This is a genomic window from Rhodoligotrophos sp. CJ14 (genome assembly GCF_038811545.1).
Taxonomy (GTDB): domain Bacteria; phylum Pseudomonadota; class Alphaproteobacteria; order Rhizobiales; family Im1; genus Rhodoligotrophos; species Rhodoligotrophos ferricapiens.
In genome coordinates this window covers 2264996-2281759 of the sequence record NZ_CP133319.1, presented here as the reverse complement: position 1 = coordinate 2281759, position 16764 = coordinate 2264996, and the positions used below count along the sequence as shown (strand labels likewise).

Genomic DNA, 16764 nt, shown 5'->3' with positions numbered 1-16764 from the left:
TGACAATACTGGCCAAGCTTCCTTGCGTACCCATATGAAAGCCGGCATTGATGCTATGCGTACAGCAGATGAAGGATAGCTGATGAGCGCTGCGGACCCCTATACGATCCTCGGGGTGGGGCGTGACGCCACTGAGAAGGACATTCAGAAAGCCTATCGGGCGCTCGCCAAAAAGCACCATCCGGATCTCAACCCGGGTGACGCCGAGGCCGAAAAGAAGTTCAAGGAAATTTCCAGCGCATATAATCTCCTCAGCGATCCGGAAAAGCGGGCCCGCTATGACCGCGGCGAGATCGATGCCAGCGGCAACGAACAGGCTCCGCGCTACCAGCGCCGCTATTATCGCGATTTTGCCGGGGGGCCGGACGATGCTTATGCCAGCAGCGCTGGCTATGCGGATTTCACCGACATGGATGATATTCTCTCCGAGTTTTTCGGGCAGCGTGGGGCCGGTCGCAAACGGACGGTCAATGCGCGTGGCCGGGATGTGCGCTACCGGCTGGAGGTGGAGTTCCTCGAGGCGATTCGCGGCGGAAAGAAGCGGCTGGCCTTGCCGGACGGCTCGACGATCGACGTGAACATTCCCGCCGGTACACGGGATGGGCAGGTTCTGCGCCTCGCGGGCAAGGGCGAGCCGGGGATCGGCGAAGGTGGCCCGGGCGATGCCTTGATCGAGATCGGCGTGCAGCCGCATCCGTTTTTCACCCGTGACGGCGATCATATCCGTATGGAGCTGCCGGTCTCACTGCGCGAGGCGGTGCTGGGGGGCAAGGTTCGGGTTCCCACGCCCACGGGCCCAGTGGATCTCAATCTGCCGAAATGGTCCAATACGGGCAAGGTCATGCGCCTCAGAGGAAAGGGAGCGCCCGGTCGCGGCGGCACGGCGGGCGATCTCTACGTGACGCTGAAGGTGGTGCTGCCCGATCTACCGGATGCCGAGCTCGAGGCGTTCATCGAGAATTGGCGGGGCGGACAGGCGCAAGAGCCGAGGCAAGGCATGGAGGTCTGAATGCTCACGATCAGCGAATTCAGGATCCGCGCAAGGCTGGAAGAGCATCGGCTGATCAGCTGGGTGGAAGCCGGCTGGCTCGTTCCCAGCGATGAGAATGGCGAGCCGCGCTATAGTGAGCTCGACGTCGCCCGCGCGGAGCTCATCCATGATCTCCAGCATGAGCTCGGCGTGAATGATGAGGGCATCGGCGTCGTTCTCGACCTGTTGGACCAGATCCATGGATTGCGGGCGAGCATGAACGAGCTGATGAAGGTTCTCTGCGCCCAGCCGCCGGACATTCGCGAAAGGCTCGTGGCCGAAGCCAGAAAGTTTCAGCGCGACGGCCGGTCTTAGATTGGTCCCCTGGCCACGATTTGGCCAACGCATACAAGGTCATTCATGTCACAACCGACGCTCAAAGCCGCCATGATTCCCGTCACCCCGTTTCAGCAGAACTGCACCTTGCTTTGGTGCACCGAGACTAATCGCGGCGTCGTGATCGACCCAGGCGGCAATATCGACAGCATCATGGATGCTGTGGCCAAGACCGGCGTTACGGTCGAGAAGATCGTGCTCACTCACGGTCATATCGATCACGCGGGCGGCGCGGCGGAGCTGAAGGAGCGGCTGGGCGTCGATATCGAAGGCCCGCATGAGGCAGATCTCTTCCTGCTGCAGACCCTCGAGCAGACCGGGCGGGGCTATGGCATCGCGGGGTTGCGCAATGTCGTTCCGGACCGCTGGTTCAATGAGGGGGATGTGCTGCAGGTGGGCAATCAGCGCTTCGATGTGCGGCATGCGCCCGGCCATTCGCCCGGCAGTGTCGTGTTCGTCAACCCCGAGAACAAGCTCGCGATCGTGGGGGATGTGCTGTTTGCCGGCTCGATCGGCCGTACGGACCTTCCCGGCGGGGATCACGGGACCCTCCTGCGTTCCATTCGGGACAAGCTCATGCCGCTCGAGGACGACTATGTCTTCATCTGCGGCCATGGTCCGGCCAGCACCATCGGGCAGGAGCGCGCAAGCAATCCCTTCCTGCGCTAAAGGACGGCTTGGTGAGAAAGGTATATATCATCGGCATCGGCGCTGGCGACCCGGATCATATGACGATCCAGGCCATCAACGCGCTGAACAAGGTCGATGTCTTCTTCGTCATGGACAAGGGACCGGCGAAGGCTGATCTGACGCGGCTTCGCATGGAGATTTGCGAGCGCTTCATGCGCGACAGGCTTTACCGCTTCGTGGAGGTTGCCGATCCGGTCCGGGACCGGCAGGCGGCCACTTACGAAGAGGGGGTTCGCGCCTGGCACGAGCAGCGCGCCGAGATCTATGAAGCGCTCATTCGCGATGAACTCGCGGAGGAGGAGTGCGGCGCGTTCCTGAGCTGGGGCGAGCCCTCGCTCTATGACAGCACGCTGCGGATTCTGGACCAGGTGGCAGCACGCGGGACCGTGGCGTTCGACTATGAGATGATCCCAGGCATCAGCAGCCTGCAGGTGCTCGTGGCGCGGCACCGCATTCCCATGAACCGGATTGGTGAAAGCATCCAGATCACCACGGGCCGGCAACTGGTGGAAGGCCGGCTCGGCAGGATCGACAATGTCTTCGTGATGCTCGATGGGGACTGCTCATTCAGGCATGTCATGAATGATGACCTGCAGATCTATTGGGGCGCCTATCTCGGCACCGAGAATGAGCTACTCGTTTCGGGACGGCTGCAAGAGGTTGCGGCAAGAATAGAGGAGATGCGCGCCGAAGCACGGGCGCGGCATGGCTGGATCATGGATGTTTATCTCCTGCGGCGACCGTAGCTGATTCGGGGGCCGGCCATAGTCAGGTGGAGACCGGCGCCTCACCGGGCGCGCCGAAATGGCTGAAATAGCGGCTGTTGATCGCGGAAACCGGCAGGATGATGAGCACGTCCACGGTGTTGAACTGGTGATCAATGAAGGCGCCCTCGCCGATATAGGCGCCGAGGCGGAGATATCCCTTGATCAGCGGAGGCAGGGCGCGCATGACGGCGCGCTCATCCACGGGCTCATCATCCCTTGCCTCGATGAAAACGCCCCGCTCAGGCCGTGCGCGCACTCTCCATTCGGCAGGGGCACGGAACTGGCGTTGCAGGAAGCTCAAGGGTTGCCGCAGCGCTTCGAGATCCGTGCCTTCCAGGCTTGCGCAGCCCAGCATCACGTCCAGCCGATGCAAGCGGACATAGTTCCAGATGCCCTGCCACAACAGCTCCACCACGGGCCGGGTGCGGTAAGGCTTCAAGACACAGGAGCGACCGACCTCCAGGAAACGCAAATCAGGCTTGGAGGCAATCAGGGGGGCGATGTCGAACTCATCCTGTGTGTAGAAGCCGAGGGTGGCCTCCGCCACGTCCTGACGCAGCAGCCGATAGGTGCCGACCACCTCGCAATCTTCGACCATGATCGCGCCCTCGGGGGCCGCGCCCAACGGGGCGACCACCAGGAGATGATCGCAGATGTCGTCGAACGCATCACTGTCGCGCCGGCTGGCGGCAATTTCGGGAGCGGCGCGGGCGCTGCGCTCCTCGTAGAAGACGCGGTAGCGCAGCGATTGCGCGGCCGCGAGCTCAGCCCGGCTTCGGCAAAGACGCACCTCGAGATTTCCCTTCCGGCCAAGAATCATTCCCGGCGGCGTCGGGTTTGAGGCTGCGTCCTCACGCTTCTGCATGATCAGGGACTGCATCATTCTGCCGGTCACTGCCATTGGTGCTGGCCCAGGATGATGCGGACTTCGCGCACCGGCCTCGCGTGTTCTAGAGCGTTTCCGCTCACGGTGACTATCGGGCGGCGGCTGAACAGCGCTCTACGCCTTGATGGGGTCAAGAAAGCAGATCCCTCCTGCGAATACTCCAGTCGACAATAGCCACCGGCCAGTAATCTGTCATAAAACATCCCAGCGCGAAAGTTGGAAGACGGAAGTATGACGACCTTGTCAATCTGTGACTGGTGCTAGCCTTGGGCGGCGGAGGATCCGGGCGCCCTTGGAGCGGATAGCGAGTTCGGCATTGCCGCGCTGGTGTTGAGGGCCTGTTCCATCGCCCGTTCCAGATCCGGCATTCGGAACGGCTTCACGAGATATCCATCCATGCCCGCAGCAAGGCACGCTTCGCGGTCCTCCTGCATGGAGTTGGCGGTCAGGGCAATAATCGGTAGGTGGGGACCGATAGGCGTGCTGGTTTCGAGCTCCCTGATCCGGCGGGTGGCCTCCAGGCCATCCATATCTGGCATTTGGATATCCATCAGAACGAGATCGTAGGGTGCGTCTCCTTCGCCCGGTCCGTTCGAGCGGTTTTGCTCGACAGCTGCGATCGCCGCTTCACCGGTTGTAACATGCTCCACGGAATGACCAGTGCGCTCGAGGAGCGAGCGGGTGAGCAATGCATTGATCGGATTATCTTCGACCAGAAGAATGTTGAGCGGGCGCTTTGGGGCGAGAGGCTTTGCCGTGCTTGATTTGGTTCGGGTGCTGGCCGATGCCTGCGTGGAGGGGGCAGGGGAGGTTTCGGGGAGCCAGCGCATCAGCGAGCTGCGGCGCAACGGCTTCACCAGGTAGCCGGAATAGCAAGGTGGCATATCCGGCAGCCGTTCGGTGCGCTCCTCCGCAGACAGCAGCAGCCACAGACGCGGCAAGGAACGGTCATGCAACTCCCAGCCTAGAGCGTCGACGAAGCGATCGGAGAAGACGCTGTCGACGAGAACAAGATGCACGCGGTTGGGGTCTCCCGCTTGCTGGGCAGCAATGCGACGGGCGTAGTCCGGAACCGCTTCCGGCCTGGCGATGCGCTCGGCGGTGGCGCCATCGCTCAGGAGATAGGCTTCGAGGCAATTGGCGGCAGGACCATCGGGCATGACGAGTGCGCACCGCATGCCCGCCATGCCGAGCTCCCGGCGAAGGCGAGAGACGGGAAGCTTCTCCACCGGCACGACGAAGCTGAAAACAGAGCCGGTGCCCCTGCTGCTCGCCACTTCCATGCGCCCGCCCATACGCTCCACAATGCGCTTGGAGATGGTCAAGCCAAGGCCGGTGCCGCCATATCGGCGGGCATTGCCGACCTCCCCTTGGGCGAATGCATCGAAGATGCGAGGGAGAATGTCCGGATCCATGCCAATGCCGGTATCGCGAACGGCACAGCGGATCATGAGCTGCCGCGGATCTGCCGGTTCCGGTCCCGCCTCCGGCCGTACAGTGACGGTAACACCGCCCCTCTCGGTGAACTTCAGCGCGTTGCCTGCCAGATTGATGATGACCTGGCGCAGACGCTGACTGTCGGCGATGACTTCGTCGGGCAGGCTGGGATCAACGAAACAGGCAATTTCCAGCGACTTCGCATGGGCGCGTGGCGCAAGCAGTTCCGTAACGTTCTCGACGAGATCGACCAGATGGAACGGTTCCGGCTTAAGGTCCAGCCGGGCTGCTTCGGCCTTGGAAAGATCAAGGATCTCGTCGATGAGGGACAGCAGGGCACGTCCGGAGATCTCAGCTGTTCGGGCATATGAGCGCTGTTCCGGCGTAAGATCGGTCTCTGCGAGCAGGCCGAGCATGCCGAGAACACCATTCATCGGTGTGCGGATTTCGTGGCTGACGGTTGCCAGGAACATGGTCTTGGCGCGGTTGGCCGCTTCCGCATGATCGCGTGCCTCGGCCGCCTCCTGGATCGCCGTTTTGAGCGCGGTGACGTCGCGCCCCACGCTCTGGATCTCGCTAATCTTCCCCTTGCGATCGACAAGGGCGACGCTATCCCAGGATATCCAGCGCTCGCCTTCGGGCGTCAGCAGCTTCTGGTCGAAGTTTGTCCTGTGTGGCAGGCGTTCGAGCGCCCAATGGGCCACCCTGTGGGTGGGACCTTCCAGGACCTCGAGGGCGACCTCCTCGCCGATCACGCGCTCGGCTTCGGTGTTGAACATCTCTTCGAAAGCGCGATTGGCGAAGGTCACCCGTCCGTCAGGGGTCATGTGCAGAATGAGGTCGCCCTGGCTCTCGATGAGACTGCGATAGCGTGCCTCGCTCGCGCGAAGTCTCGTCGCTCCCGTCTCAAGCTGCTCAACCTTGCGGCGGGCGATCACGGCTGCAATCAAGGCAGCGCCGATGGCCGTCAATGCAATCACCAGGGGCGCATCGATGGTGATGAGTTGCGACATTTCCCTGGAGATCTCGCCATCATCCCACAAAATGAGAATGGCCAAGCCGAAACTGATGGCGGCTGAGCCAAGGAGAACCAGGTTGAGCCAGCCGAGCGACCGCGCGCTCGCGCTCGCCCGCGCAGCGGACGCGGCGAGCCGCACCCCGAAAAGGTCGTCCGGGGCGTTTCGCTTGGCGTCCGAGAAGTGGGACGACGCCGATCGTTGGTCCTGTGGCAACGGCATGGGTCCGGGTTGAAGCTGAACGAGCATATCACCGAGGATGGAGCATTATCACCCCGCAACATCTATCCGAGAGGGCAGGTCCGTGGGTTGGTTTACCAATGGTAGCACCGGGGGCGAGGCTACTTGGTATGGCCTAACTTCGATCCTGTATCGGAAAGCACTTGTGAGCAGAGGGCCGCTTGCTTGCCGGTCATGCCGCCATCCGCTGCATTCGCAGCTCGTTGCGATATCCGAGCGCCTCTGCAATGTGAGGACGCGCAATCCGCTCCGTGCCGTCGAGGTCTGCCAGGGTGCGCGCAAGCTTCAGCACGCGATGATATCCGCGAGCAGAGAGCCCGATCCGTTCGGCCATGTCGCGCAGAAGCGTCAGGCTCGAATTGTCGAGTGGGCAGATGGTTTCGAGGAGATCGCCATCGGCCTGCGCATTCGTAGCGAGATGAGTGATGTCCAATGCGGTAAAGCGCGCAAGCTGGACGGCGCGGGCTTGGGCCACCCGCTTGGCGATCTCCGCAGAACCCTCGCGGGGCGGGGGCAGGGACAGATCAGCAATCTGAACTGCTGCCACATCGAGCACGATATCGATGCGGTCAAGCAGCGGCCCAGAGAGGCGGGCCTGGTAATCGGCTGCACAGCGCGGCCCCCTGGCGCAGGTGTGACCCGGTTCGCCGGCGCGGCCACAGCGGCACGGATTCATGGCCGCAATGAGCTGGAACCGGGCAGGATAGGTCACGTGATGATTGGCGCGCGCGACCACCGCCTGACCCGTCTCGAGCGGCTGACGCAGAGCCTCCAGCACCCGGGGCTGGAATTCCGGCAACTCATCCAGGAACAGAACACCATTATGGGCCAAGCTCATCTCCCCTGGCCGAGCTTTCAGGCCTCCGCCCACGAGCGCGGCCTGGCTTGCCGAATGATGCGGCGCGCGGAACGGTCGCCGTCGTCCGAGCCTGCCCCCGGAAAGCTCGCCGGCCACCGAGGCGATCATGCTGACCTCCAGCATCTCGCGTGCGCTCATCGGCGGCAAAATGGACGGTAGGCGCTGGGCGAGCATGGACTTGCCAGCACCGGGCGGTCCGATCATCAGCATGTTATGGCCGCCGGCTGCCGCAACCTCCAGTGCGCGTTTTGCGCTCTCCTGTCCTTTGATGTCGCGCAAGTCCGGCAGGCGCTCGCAATCCTCAGCATAGGCAATCGCCGGACGCGACAGCATCTGCGTGCCCTTGAAATGATTGACGAGCTGAATCAGGTTCGCGGGCGCCAAAATGTCGAGATTGTCGCCAGCCCAGGCCGCTTCGGCGCCGCAATCCTTCGGGCAAATGACGCCTTGCTCGCGCGCACTCGCTGAGACGGCTGCCGGCAATGTTCCTGCAACCGCTGTGATTGAGCCGTCGAGAGACAGCTCGCCAAGCACCACATAGTGGGTCAGCGCCTCGGCCGGGATCACGGCCATCGCAGCCAAGAGCCCCAAGGCGATGGGGAGGTCGTAATGGCTGCCTTCCTTCGGCAGATCGGCCGGGGCCAGATTGACGGTAATGCGCTTTGGCGGGAGCGCGAGCCCTATCGCCATGAGGGCGGAGCGCACCCGTTCCCTGCTTTCTGCAACGGCTTTGTCGGCCAAGCCAACCACAGTGAAACCGACGAAGCCCGAAGACATCTGAACCTGTACGTCGACGGGCACGGCCTCCACGCCCTGAAACGCGACGGTGCTGACATGCGCTGTCACTGCGACCCCCTGCTCATCCCCTCAGCTCAGGTGAAGCCTAGCCAAACCCGAGACCGTTCACAAGAACAAAATAGGAACATTGTCAGCCGGCTGAAGGTCTGGACACGGTTGGAACGCATTGGTTCGGTGAAGCGCTCGACAGGCGTTATCTGGCTGACTAGAACGCCTGTAAGCGGCTTGGGCCGATCAACATTGTGGAGCGGCTGACGCCATGAGACCTGATCGCGATGCACCCGTAGTTTCGAGGCTGGTGGTGGCGTTGGATGGCCCGGCCGCCAGCGGTAAAGGCACGCTGGCCAGGAAGCTGGCAGAGGCCTTCAACCTCGCGCATCTCGATACTGGCGCCCTTTACCGATCCGTGGCGGTGATGGTGCTGCGCTCAGGCATTCCAGAAAATGATGAGGACGCTGTGGCCGCGACGATCGCCCAGATGGGCGCTGGGTCCATACCCGAGCGCGAGCTGCGCAGTGAAGCTGCCGGACGGATCGCCTCGGTGGTTGCGGCGATGCCAAAGGTGCGGGCGGCCCTGTTGGCCTTTCAGCGGGAATTTGCAGCATCTCCCCCTGCGGGGAAAGAAGGCGCGGTGCTCGATGGCCGGGATATCGGCACGGTGGTCTGCCCGCAGGCGGATGTGAAATTTTTCGTGACCGCCAGCGTGGAAGAAAGGGCAAGACGGCGTCATGCGGAGTTGCAATCGCGCGGGGAGAGCATAACATATGAGGCGGTTCTCGCGGATCTAAAAGACCGCGACGCGCGCGACCGCAGCCGAGCCGAGGCACCGCTGAAGCAAGCTGAGGACGCGGTCTTGCTGGACACGACGGAATTGGATATAGAAGCCGCGTTCAGGCAGGCCGTCGACGTCATCGCGCGGCGGAAAGGAATGGGTGTGTCGGCTAGCCCGGCGCGCCCTTGAGCTTGTCCGAAGCCGCTTTGCTCCTGGCGTGCAGGGGCATTCGGAACAGGATGTGTATATCGAGCCCGTTTATGCGCGGCGGCCAAGGGGCTGCTGAGCAGAGCGGGATGTCCTGCGGTTCCCGTGGGCAAACCCCGGTTGCCCGGCAAGGGCAATTTCAATGATGAGGATTTATGACTGACGCAACTGCTGCTTCGCTCCACCCGTCGCGGGAAGACTTCGAAGCACTGCTCGCTGAGAGCTTTGGCAATACCGATTTTGCCGAAGGCAGCGTGGTCAAGGGCAAGGTCGTTTCGATCGAGAATGATTTCGCGGTCATCGACGTCGGCCTGAAGACCGAGGGGCGCGTGCCCCTGAAGGAGTTCATGACCGCCGGCAAGGAAGATCAGCTAAGCGTCGGAGACGAGGTCGAGGTCTATCTCGAGCGCGTCGAGAACGCCATGGGCGAGGCCGTGCTGTCGCGCGAGAAGGCGCGGCGCGAAGAGGCCTGGGTCCGGCTCGAGAAGTCCTTCGAGTCCAATGAGCGGGTCGAAGGCAATATCTTCGGTCGCGTGAAGGGTGGATTTACGGTGGATCTCGGCGGTGCCGTGGCGTTCCTGCCCGGCAGCCAGGTGGATATCCGGCCGATCCGCGACATCGCGCCCCTGATGAACATCCCGCAGCCGTTCCAGATCCTGAAGATGGACAAGCGCCGCGGCAATATCGTCGTGTCGCGCCGGGCCGTGCTCGAGGAAACCCGTGCCGAGCAGCGTTCGGAGCTGGTGCAGAGCCTGTCGGAAGGTCAAGTCGTGGAAGGTGTGGTCAAGAACATCACCGATTACGGCGCCTTCGTCGATCTCGGCGGTATCGACGGCCTCCTGCATGTCACCGACATCTCCTGGAAGCGCGTTAATCACCCTGCAGATGTCCTGTCGGTCGGCCAGACCGTCAAGGTGCAGATCATCAAGATCAATTCCGAGACCCAGCGCATCAGCCTCGGCATGAAGCAGCTGGACAAGGATCCGTGGGAGGGTGTCGAGGCCAAATATCCGGTCGGCATGAAGGTGAAGGGCACGGTGACGAATATCACCGACTATGGTGCCTTCGTGGAGCTGGAGGAGGGTGTCGAAGGCCTCGTCCATGTGTCCGAGATGAGCTGGACCAAGAAGAACGTCCATCCCGGCAAGATCCTGTCGACGAGCCAGGAAGTCGAGGTCATGGTGCTGGAGGTCGATCCCAACAAGCGCCGGATCTCACTCGGCCTCAAGCAGTGCCTGGCCAATCCGTGGGAATCGTTCGCGGACCGGTATCCGGTCGGCAGCACCGTCGAGGGCGAGATCAAGAACATCACCGAGTTCGGCCTGTTCATCGGGCTCGACGGCGATGTGGACGGCATGGTTCACCTGTCCGACATGGACTGGAACCGCTCCGGCGAGGAAGCGATCCAGGACTACAAGAAGGGCGATGTGGTCAAGGCCGTCGTGCTCGATGTGGATGTGGAGAAGGAGCGCATCTCGCTCGGCTTCAAGCAGCTGCAGGAAGATCCGATCGAGGCCTCTGCCGCAAAGGGCATGAAGAAGGGCGACGTGGTCACCTGTGAGGTGATCGGCGTGAAAGAGGGCGGCATCGACGTTCGCATTGCCGATACCGATCTTACGACCTTCATTCGCCGGGCCGATCTGTCCCGCGACCGTTCCGAGCAGCGGCCCGAGCGGTTTGCCGTCGGTGACAAGGTGGATGCCCGCATCACTAATTTCGAAAAGGCCAGCCGGCGTATCGCCGTCTCAATCAAGGCCCTCGAGATTGCCGAGGAGAAGGCTGCTGTGGCGCAGTACGGCTCCAGTGATTCGGGTGCGTCTCTCGGCGATATCCTGGGTGCTGCCCTCAACCGGGCGAAGCAACAGGCGGAAGACGCTGCCGAAGACAAGGACTCGTGACAGATTTACGCCGTCACGGCATGATACGCATATTTTGGATATGATGCCGTGATGGATGCTGACATTCTTGCTGATCGCCGCCGCCTCAAGCGGCGGCTTTCCTTCTGGAGAGTTTTCGCGGTTCTCGCCGTGCTCGGGGCGATACTCATCGCCATAATTGCCAGCGCGGGAACCACAGAAATCAACAAATTCCAAGATCATATCGCCCGCGTGCGGGTCTCGGGTGTCATCGCCGACACCGATGGATATGAGAAGCTTCTGGAAGACCTGCGGAAGAACAGCCGGGTCAAAGCCGTCATCATCGAGGTGAACAGCCCGGGCGGCACCACGGCGGGATCCGAACTCCTCTACAAATCCATTCGTGAACTGGCTGGCGTCAAGCCGGTGGTCACCACCATGGGGACTGTTGCCGCTTCCGGCGGCTATATTACCGCGATCGCAGCCGACCACATCGTGGCCTTGGGCAATACAACCACCGGATCGATCGGTGTCATTCTGCAATGGCCAGAGGTAACGGAGCTTCTGAGCAAGCTCGGGGTCTCGATGAACGAGATCAAGAGCGGTCCGCTCAAAGCAGAGCCATCCCCCTTCACACCCCTGCGCGACGACGTGCGGCGGGTAACTCAAGCGCTCGTCGATGACAGCTTCGACTGGTTCGTGGGGCTTGTCGCAGAACGGCGAGGCATGAGCATCGGCGATGTGCGCCAGATCGCGGATGGGCGCGTGTTTACCGGCCGCCAAGCTGTGGTGGCCGGCCTGGCCGATGAACTTGGCGGTGAAGAGGAGGCGCTGAACTGGCTGCGCACCCAGAGGAACATTTCCCGTGATCTGGAAGTGGTAAACTGGCCCGTGCCGGATTCGAGCGAGCTTGGCCTCGGTGCCCAGGCCGCGCGGCTGCTTCTAAGCGCGATCGGCCTAGGTGACTTTTTTGACACAGTTGAAAAAACTATTCAGTCAGAAAGACTTAGCCTTGACGGTCTTGTGTCCATTTGGCACCCTAACTGACATTGGGACAGGAGCTCTGTCGAACTGAACAGAGATACCTCGGGGTGGAGGGGGCATGATCAAGTCTGAGCTCATTCTGCACATAGCTCAGCAGAATCCCCACTTGTATCAGCGCGATGTCGAGCGGATCATCAATACGATCCTAGGGGAAATTCGCGACGCGCTCGCACGTGGGGATCGGGTGGAGCTCCGTGGCTTCGGCGCCTTCTCCGTCAAGGAAAGGCAGCCTCGTGTGGCGCGTAATCCGCGCACGGGAACGCCGGTGGATGTGGGTGCCAAGCGGGTGCCTTATTTCAAGACGGGCAAGGAGCTTCGCGACCGTTTGAATGGCGGCTCTCAAGACGGGGAAGAGTGAGCACGCCCTTTGTTGAGGGATGCGGCCTGCATAGGCGCGCATGACCGCTAAGGCCCCTGCGGGGACACGTCGACAGTATAAGCTATTCCCTCGTCTTCCGCTTCCCTGATCACCATCGCGAACGCTCTCGGATCCGGTGAGAGTGAGCGGACCGCTTCGCTCGCCAGCTCTCCGCGATGGTGCTCCACAGCATCGTCGATTTTCGCCGAGCAGCTAAACAGCTCTTGCATCTTTGCTCGCTCTATCTTCATGCGGCTCGCCTGGAGCATTTTCAAGCGAAGTGGGGCACCGGCTCGCGTCAAGAAATGCGACCAGCAAAAGATCTCCTTTTTGGAGCGGGCATAGACGGCGCATTCCTCGCCTCGTGCTTTGGTGGGCGCGGTCTCGTGCAGAGTGCGTGTCAGCCTCCAGCCATCGGTAATTGTCCTGGTGAGTTCGCCTGCGCAACGGGTCATCGGCAGGCCGCATAGATCCCTGCTTGCCCTTATGGCGTCGCGGTATCAACCATCGGTCGATCGTCGGACTGTCTCGGTCGCCGCCAATCTGATATCATAGGGAATCGCTGTTTAGCCGGTGTTTGCTCCGGTTGACAGTCCCCGTGATTCCTGCGGAGACGGCTACCGTCCAGGTCTCCACGACAAGCGCGGAGTGCTGTTTTGAAGCGCATCCTTTCGTGGCTTTTGGGCATTCCCGTTGCCCTGATCGTCATTATTGTCGCCGTCGCGAACAGGCGGCCGGTGGTGTTCTCTCTGGATCCGTTCGATATGGAGCAGCCATGGCTCTCCTTCGAATTGCCGCTCTATGTGCTGCTGGTTGCCACCATTATCCTCGGCATGCTGATCGGGGGGACATCCGCCTGGCTCAGCCAGGGCAAGTGGCGAAAAGAGGCGAGGCTGCAACGGCAGGAGGTTCGCAGGCTGGAGACCGAGCGCGACCGCAGCGCGGTTGCTGCCTCTGATCAAAGCGTGCCCGTGCCACGCACCACCCAGGTGCCGGCTCCGCTTCATCCGGTCTAGATCAATTCACCGTTTTGGGGAGACGGTGAAATGATCTAAGTTCTGTTACGCAGTTCCGCAGGGGAAGGCCGGTTGGAATTGCTCTAGTCGAGAGGGGCTCCATGCGGATCATCGATGCCAATGCGATCCGGGACATCGCAAGCTACCGGGATTTCGTCGACGCCTTGCGTGATGGCTTTGCCGGCAGTATCTCGACGCCCCTCCGCCATCATCATTCGCTTCCACGCGGTGACCGCGCCGAGGGATTGTTCCTGCTGATGCCGGCCTGGACGGGCCTGGCACAAGAAAGCGCCGCGCTGGGCAGCTATATCGGCCTCAAGATCCTGAGCGTTTTCCCCGATAATCCGACACATGGGCGGCCAAGCATCCAAGGCCAGTATCTGCTGATCGATGGCAAAACCGGTGCGGCCATAGCCTTGATCGAGGGCGCGGAGCTCACCGTCCGGCGGACGGCCTCGGCCTCGGCGCTCGCTGCCTCCTATCTCGCGCGAGAAGGGGCTGAAACGCTCCTGCTGGCAGGGGCTGGGGCATTGGCTCCCCATCTCGCCCGCGCGCATGCGGCTGTGCGGCCCATCAAGCGGGTGCTGGTCTGGAACCGGTCGCGCGACAAGGCGGATGCGCTTGCACAAACGCTGCGGGCCGAAGGGTTCGAGGCAGCAGCCATTCCAGACATGGACAGCGCCGCGCCGGAGGCCGACATCATTTCCTGCGCAACCATGTCCGCCGAGCCGCTGGTGCATGGGGCCGTGCTGAAGCCTGGGGTCCACGTGGATCTGGTGGGCGCCTTCAAGCCCAGCCTGCGCGAGAGTGATGACGAGGTCATGCGACGCGGGGCGGTTTACGTCGACACGCGCGAAGGCGCCTTTGCCGAAGCCGGCGATATCGTGCAGGCCATCGATGCCGGGGCGCTCAAGGCCGACAAGATCCGCGGCGAGCTTGCTGATCTCTGCACTGGCCGGGTGGCCGGGCGGATGTCCGACCAGGAGATCACCGTGTTCAAATCTGTCGGAACGGCACTCGAGGATCTCGCCGCAGCCATCATGCTCTATCGCCGTGCGGAGGCGGCATGAGGGGCCGGTGCGGTGCGCTCGCAGCGCTCATCACGGTCGTTTCTCTCATCGCGGCGGTAGCGCCCTCGCATGCGGGCGGGCGCGCCGTTGTCGGGGTGACCCCGGAGGGTGAGACCTGCTTCCTCGGCGGGGCTGATGGTGCCAACTTCATCGCCGCTGAGCAGATCGTGCCCTCGCTCGGCTATAGTCAGGCCTATACGCTCATCACCCTGTCCGGTACCCTCAGAGAGGTCAGTGCGGTTGGTCCGGCAGAACTCACCGAGACGGGAGATTGCGAGGCGAGCTACGGGGTTGAGCTGGCGTTGGAGGATGACCAGCCGGGGGTGTTTGCGGTTGCCGTCTCTGGCCATGAGGCGGACGTAAAGAGCCTGTTGCCGAAGGCGCTGGCGGTGAAGGAGCCGGACGAGCGCGCACGCCAAGTGCTCACCGATCACCTCAAAGCGGCAGGGATTGCCGAGCCCGAACTCAAGTTCAAGCAAGTCTTGTCGGTGGATCTCGATGGAGATGGACAGGACGAACTGGTGATCAATGCCGCGCGGATCGGCAATGATGGCGCCGTCGCGGGGGATTATTCCGTGTTGCTGGTGGCGGGGCGAGAGAAAGTCATTCCCATTCGCAGCGACGTGGTGGCCGCCGCGGAGGCGAGCTCGGAAGAGCAGGCCGCCTCGCTCCTGAACAATCAGATCGTTGCCATTCTCGATATTGACGCCGATGGCAAATACGAGATCGTCACCTATAGTGCCTTCGATTTCGGGGATGGGTGGGATGCGGCGGCGATTCGGGGAGATCGCGCCGAACATGTGCTTTGGTGCGGATGCGGCGGATAGAGGGTGTCGCGTTCCGACCGAAGCCGGTTGTAACTCTGGCTTGGTTCGCATTTTCGGCTGGCGGTGTCGCTGCACAGTTCTCGCACCGACCCCTCTGATCTGTTATAAGCCGCGCAAACAGATACAGGCAGCCAATGAGCCCGCTTCCCAACCCGATCTGCGTCGCCCTCGATACGCCGGATGTCGACCGCGCCGTATCCCTTGCCCGCGCGCTCAAGGGCGTGGTCGGCTTCGTCAAGCTGGGGCTCGAATTCTTCTATGCCAACGGCCCCCAGGGTTATGAGCGGGTTGCCGCCTGCGGTGTGCCGGTGTTCCTCGATCTCAAGCTGCACGATATTCCAAATACGGTTGCAGGCGGTCTCAGGTCGATCACCCGCCTTGGCATTCCGCCGGCGATCGTCAATGTTCACGCCACGGGTGGAGCGGCCATGCTGTCAGCCGCGCGGGAGGCGATTGATGGAGCGCCGGCCGATGCGAGGCCGAAGCTGATCGCGGTGACCATTCTCACGAGCCTCGATGGCATGGACTTGGCGACGCTCGGTTTCGACATGAGCCATGGGGCAGATGCGTCGCATCATGCCCTGCAGCTTGCCGCGATCACAGCAGGGTGTGGGCTCGACGGCGTGGTGTGCAGCCCGGCAGAGGTTGCCGCCATGCGCGCGGGCTTCGGCAAGCATTTCATGACCGTGGTGCCAGGCATTCGGCCTTTGGATGCGGCGAGCGGCGATCAGAAGCGGATTGCCACACCGGGTGACACGATCAAGGCGGGTGCCCATATTCTGGTGATCGGGCGGCCAATCACTGCCGCAGCCGACCCAGTGAGGGCCGCTGAGGCCATCACATCGGAAGTTGATCGCGCGCGCGAGGCAGCGAGTTGAATGCACGAGTGAAAGTCTGCGGGATCAGCGAACCCGCCACGTTGGAGGCAGCGCTCGCGGCGAAGGCCGACATGATCGGCTTCGTGTTCTATCCTCGCAGTCCGCGGAATGTCGCGCCGGCTGATGCGGCTTTTCTCGCACGGCTGGCCGGTCGCCAGGCGCAGAAGGTGGTGCTGACGGTCGATGCGGATGATCAGAGGCTGAGCGAGATCGTCGCCGCGGTGGAACCGGATTTCATTCAGGCCCATGGCACCGAGAGCCCCGAACGGGTTTCTGAAATTGTAAGCCGGTTCGGCGTGCCTGTGATCAAGGCCATCCAGGTTCGGACGGCCAGCGACATAGAGGCGGCCGCGCGCTATGAAGGGGCGGCTGCGCTGATGCTGTTCGATGCAGCAGCACCCGCCAATCTCGCCAATGCCTTGCCGGGGGGCAATGGGGTAGCCTTCGATTGGTCACTGCTCAGCCAGCACAAGGGAAATAAGCCCTTCATGCTCTCGGGCGGTCTGACGCCTGAGAATGTGAAGGAGGCGATCCGCCTGACGGGTGCCCCGATCGTCGACGTGTCTTCGGGCGTGGAGACAGCACCAGGCCGGAAGGATCCGGATCTCATCAGGAATTTCATTGAGGCGGTGAGGGGGGCGGGCTAGAACCCGTTTGGATCTGAATTCTTGAAAGCC

16 protein-coding genes are annotated in these 16764 nt (G+C 62.2%); 13 read left to right on the top strand and 3 right to left on the bottom strand.

Annotated elements, in window-relative coordinates; translation table 11 throughout:
* The first annotated feature begins 82 nt into the window (after positions 1-82).
* Genes RCF49_RS10620 through cobF form a run of 4 tightly spaced genes read left to right on the top strand, consistent with a single transcriptional unit; the run spans position 83 to position 2802 of the window.
* Positions 83-1009 (top strand): J domain-containing protein, encoded by a 927-nt coding sequence (locus RCF49_RS10620; protein WP_342643993.1) that lies wholly within the window; start codon positions 83-85, stop codon positions 1007-1009.
* Positions 1010-1345, top strand: coding sequence for a chaperone modulator CbpM (locus tag RCF49_RS10615; protein WP_342643992.1), 336 nt, complete (start codon positions 1010-1012; stop codon positions 1343-1345).
* A 45-nt stretch (positions 1346-1390) separates the two neighbouring features.
* Positions 1391-2035 carry an MBL fold metallo-hydrolase gene (locus tag RCF49_RS10610; protein ID WP_342643991.1) on the top strand — a complete coding sequence of 215 codons (645 nt, stop codon included), beginning with the start codon at positions 1391-1393 and terminating at the stop codon, positions 2033-2035.
* An 11-nt stretch (positions 2036-2046) separates the two neighbouring features.
* Positions 2047-2802 carry a precorrin-6A synthase (deacetylating) gene (gene cobF / locus RCF49_RS10605; protein WP_342643990.1) on the top strand — a complete coding sequence of 252 codons (756 nt, stop codon included), beginning with the start codon at positions 2047-2049 and terminating at the stop codon, positions 2800-2802.
* 22 nt (positions 2803-2824) lie between these two features.
* Here cobF and RCF49_RS10600 read toward each other — a convergent pair whose 3' ends face one another.
* The 3 genes from RCF49_RS10600 to RCF49_RS10590 all read right to left on the bottom strand — a co-directional run bounded on the left by RCF49_RS10600 (position 2825) and on the right by RCF49_RS10590 (position 8107).
* Positions 2825-3706: a GNAT family N-acetyltransferase gene (locus tag RCF49_RS10600; protein ID WP_342643989.1), complete on the bottom strand. Its 882-nt coding sequence runs from the start codon at positions 3704-3706 to the stop codon at positions 2825-2827.
* A 263-nt stretch (positions 3707-3969) separates the two neighbouring features.
* Positions 3970-6378 (bottom strand): PAS domain-containing hybrid sensor histidine kinase/response regulator, encoded by a 2409-nt coding sequence (locus RCF49_RS10595; RefSeq protein ID WP_342643988.1) that lies wholly within the window; start codon positions 6376-6378, stop codon positions 3970-3972.
* Positions 6379-6574: 196 nt separating this feature from the next.
* Positions 6575-8107, bottom strand: coding sequence for a YifB family Mg chelatase-like AAA ATPase (locus RCF49_RS10590; protein WP_342643987.1), 1533 nt, complete (start codon positions 8105-8107; stop codon positions 6575-6577).
* Between the two features lie 247 nt (positions 8108-8354).
* Between RCF49_RS10590 and cmk the strand changes: the two genes are divergently transcribed.
* From cmk to RCF49_RS10545, 9 genes are all read left to right on the top strand, one after another.
* Positions 8355-9020: a (d)CMP kinase gene (gene cmk, locus RCF49_RS10585; protein ID WP_342644176.1), complete on the top strand. Its 666-nt coding sequence runs from the start codon at positions 8355-8357 to the stop codon at positions 9018-9020.
* A gap of 173 nt (positions 9021-9193) precedes the next feature.
* Complete coding sequence (gene rpsA / locus RCF49_RS10580; RefSeq protein ID WP_342643986.1) at positions 9194-10936, top strand: 30S ribosomal protein S1; 1743 nt, start codon at positions 9194-9196, stop codon at positions 10934-10936.
* A gap of 51 nt (positions 10937-10987) precedes the next feature.
* Positions 10988-11941 (top strand): signal peptide peptidase SppA, encoded by a 954-nt coding sequence (gene sppA / locus RCF49_RS10575; RefSeq protein ID WP_342644175.1) that lies wholly within the window; start codon positions 10988-10990, stop codon positions 11939-11941.
* A 55-nt stretch (positions 11942-11996) separates the two neighbouring features.
* Positions 11997-12296, top strand: a complete 300-nt coding sequence (gene ihfB / locus RCF49_RS10570) for an integration host factor subunit beta (protein ID WP_342643985.1) — start codon at positions 11997-11999, stop codon at positions 12294-12296.
* Positions 12297-12952: 656 nt separating this feature from the next.
* A complete protein-coding gene (locus RCF49_RS10565) occupies positions 12953-13312 on the top strand; it encodes a LapA family protein (RefSeq protein ID WP_342643984.1) in 360 nt (119 codons plus the stop codon).
* 101 nt (positions 13313-13413) lie between these two features.
* A complete protein-coding gene (locus RCF49_RS10560) occupies positions 13414-14382 on the top strand; it encodes an ornithine cyclodeaminase family protein (protein WP_342643983.1) in 969 nt (322 codons plus the stop codon).
* Positions 14379-15209 (top strand): hypothetical protein, encoded by an 831-nt coding sequence (locus RCF49_RS10555; RefSeq protein WP_342643982.1) that lies wholly within the window; start codon positions 14379-14381, stop codon positions 15207-15209. Before RCF49_RS10560 ends, RCF49_RS10555 begins: the two co-directional genes overlap by 4 nt.
* Positions 15210-15343: 134 nt before the next feature.
* Complete coding sequence (gene pyrF, locus RCF49_RS10550; RefSeq protein WP_342643981.1) at positions 15344-16087, top strand: orotidine-5'-phosphate decarboxylase; 744 nt, start codon at positions 15344-15346, stop codon at positions 16085-16087.
* Positions 16084-16734 (top strand): phosphoribosylanthranilate isomerase, encoded by a 651-nt coding sequence (locus RCF49_RS10545; protein WP_342643980.1) that lies wholly within the window; start codon positions 16084-16086, stop codon positions 16732-16734. The genes pyrF and RCF49_RS10545 overlap by 4 nt, the downstream gene beginning before the upstream one ends.
* The last annotated feature ends 30 nt before the right edge of the window (positions 16735-16764 follow it).

Bases quoted from the DNA above. Each gene is read 5' to 3' on its own strand.
- RCF49_RS10620 (WP_342643993.1), top strand. From the start codon at position 83: ATGAGCGCTGCGGACCCCTATACGATCCTCGGGGTGGGGCGTGACGCC.
- RCF49_RS10615 (WP_342643992.1), top strand. From the start codon at position 1,010: ATGCTCACGATCAGCGAATTCAGGATCCGCGCAAGGCTGGAAGAGCAT.
- RCF49_RS10610 (WP_342643991.1), top strand. From the start codon at position 1,391: ATGTCACAACCGACGCTCAAAGCCGCCATGATTCCCGTCACCCCGTTT.
- RCF49_RS10600 (WP_342643989.1), bottom strand. From the start codon at position 3,706: ATGATGCAGTCCCTGATCATGCAGAAGCGTGAGGACGCAGCCTCAAAC.
- rpsA (WP_342643986.1), top strand. From the start codon at position 9,194: ATGACTGACGCAACTGCTGCTTCGCTCCACCCGTCGCGGGAAGACTTC.
- sppA (WP_342644175.1), top strand. From the start codon at position 10,988: ATGGATGCTGACATTCTTGCTGATCGCCGCCGCCTCAAGCGGCGGCTT.
- ihfB (WP_342643985.1), top strand. From the start codon at position 11,997: ATGATCAAGTCTGAGCTCATTCTGCACATAGCTCAGCAGAATCCCCAC.
- RCF49_RS10560 (WP_342643983.1), top strand. From the start codon at position 13,414: ATGCGGATCATCGATGCCAATGCGATCCGGGACATCGCAAGCTACCGG.
- RCF49_RS10555 (WP_342643982.1), top strand. From the start codon at position 14,379: ATGAGGGGCCGGTGCGGTGCGCTCGCAGCGCTCATCACGGTCGTTTCT.
- pyrF (WP_342643981.1), top strand. From the start codon at position 15,344: ATGAGCCCGCTTCCCAACCCGATCTGCGTCGCCCTCGATACGCCGGAT.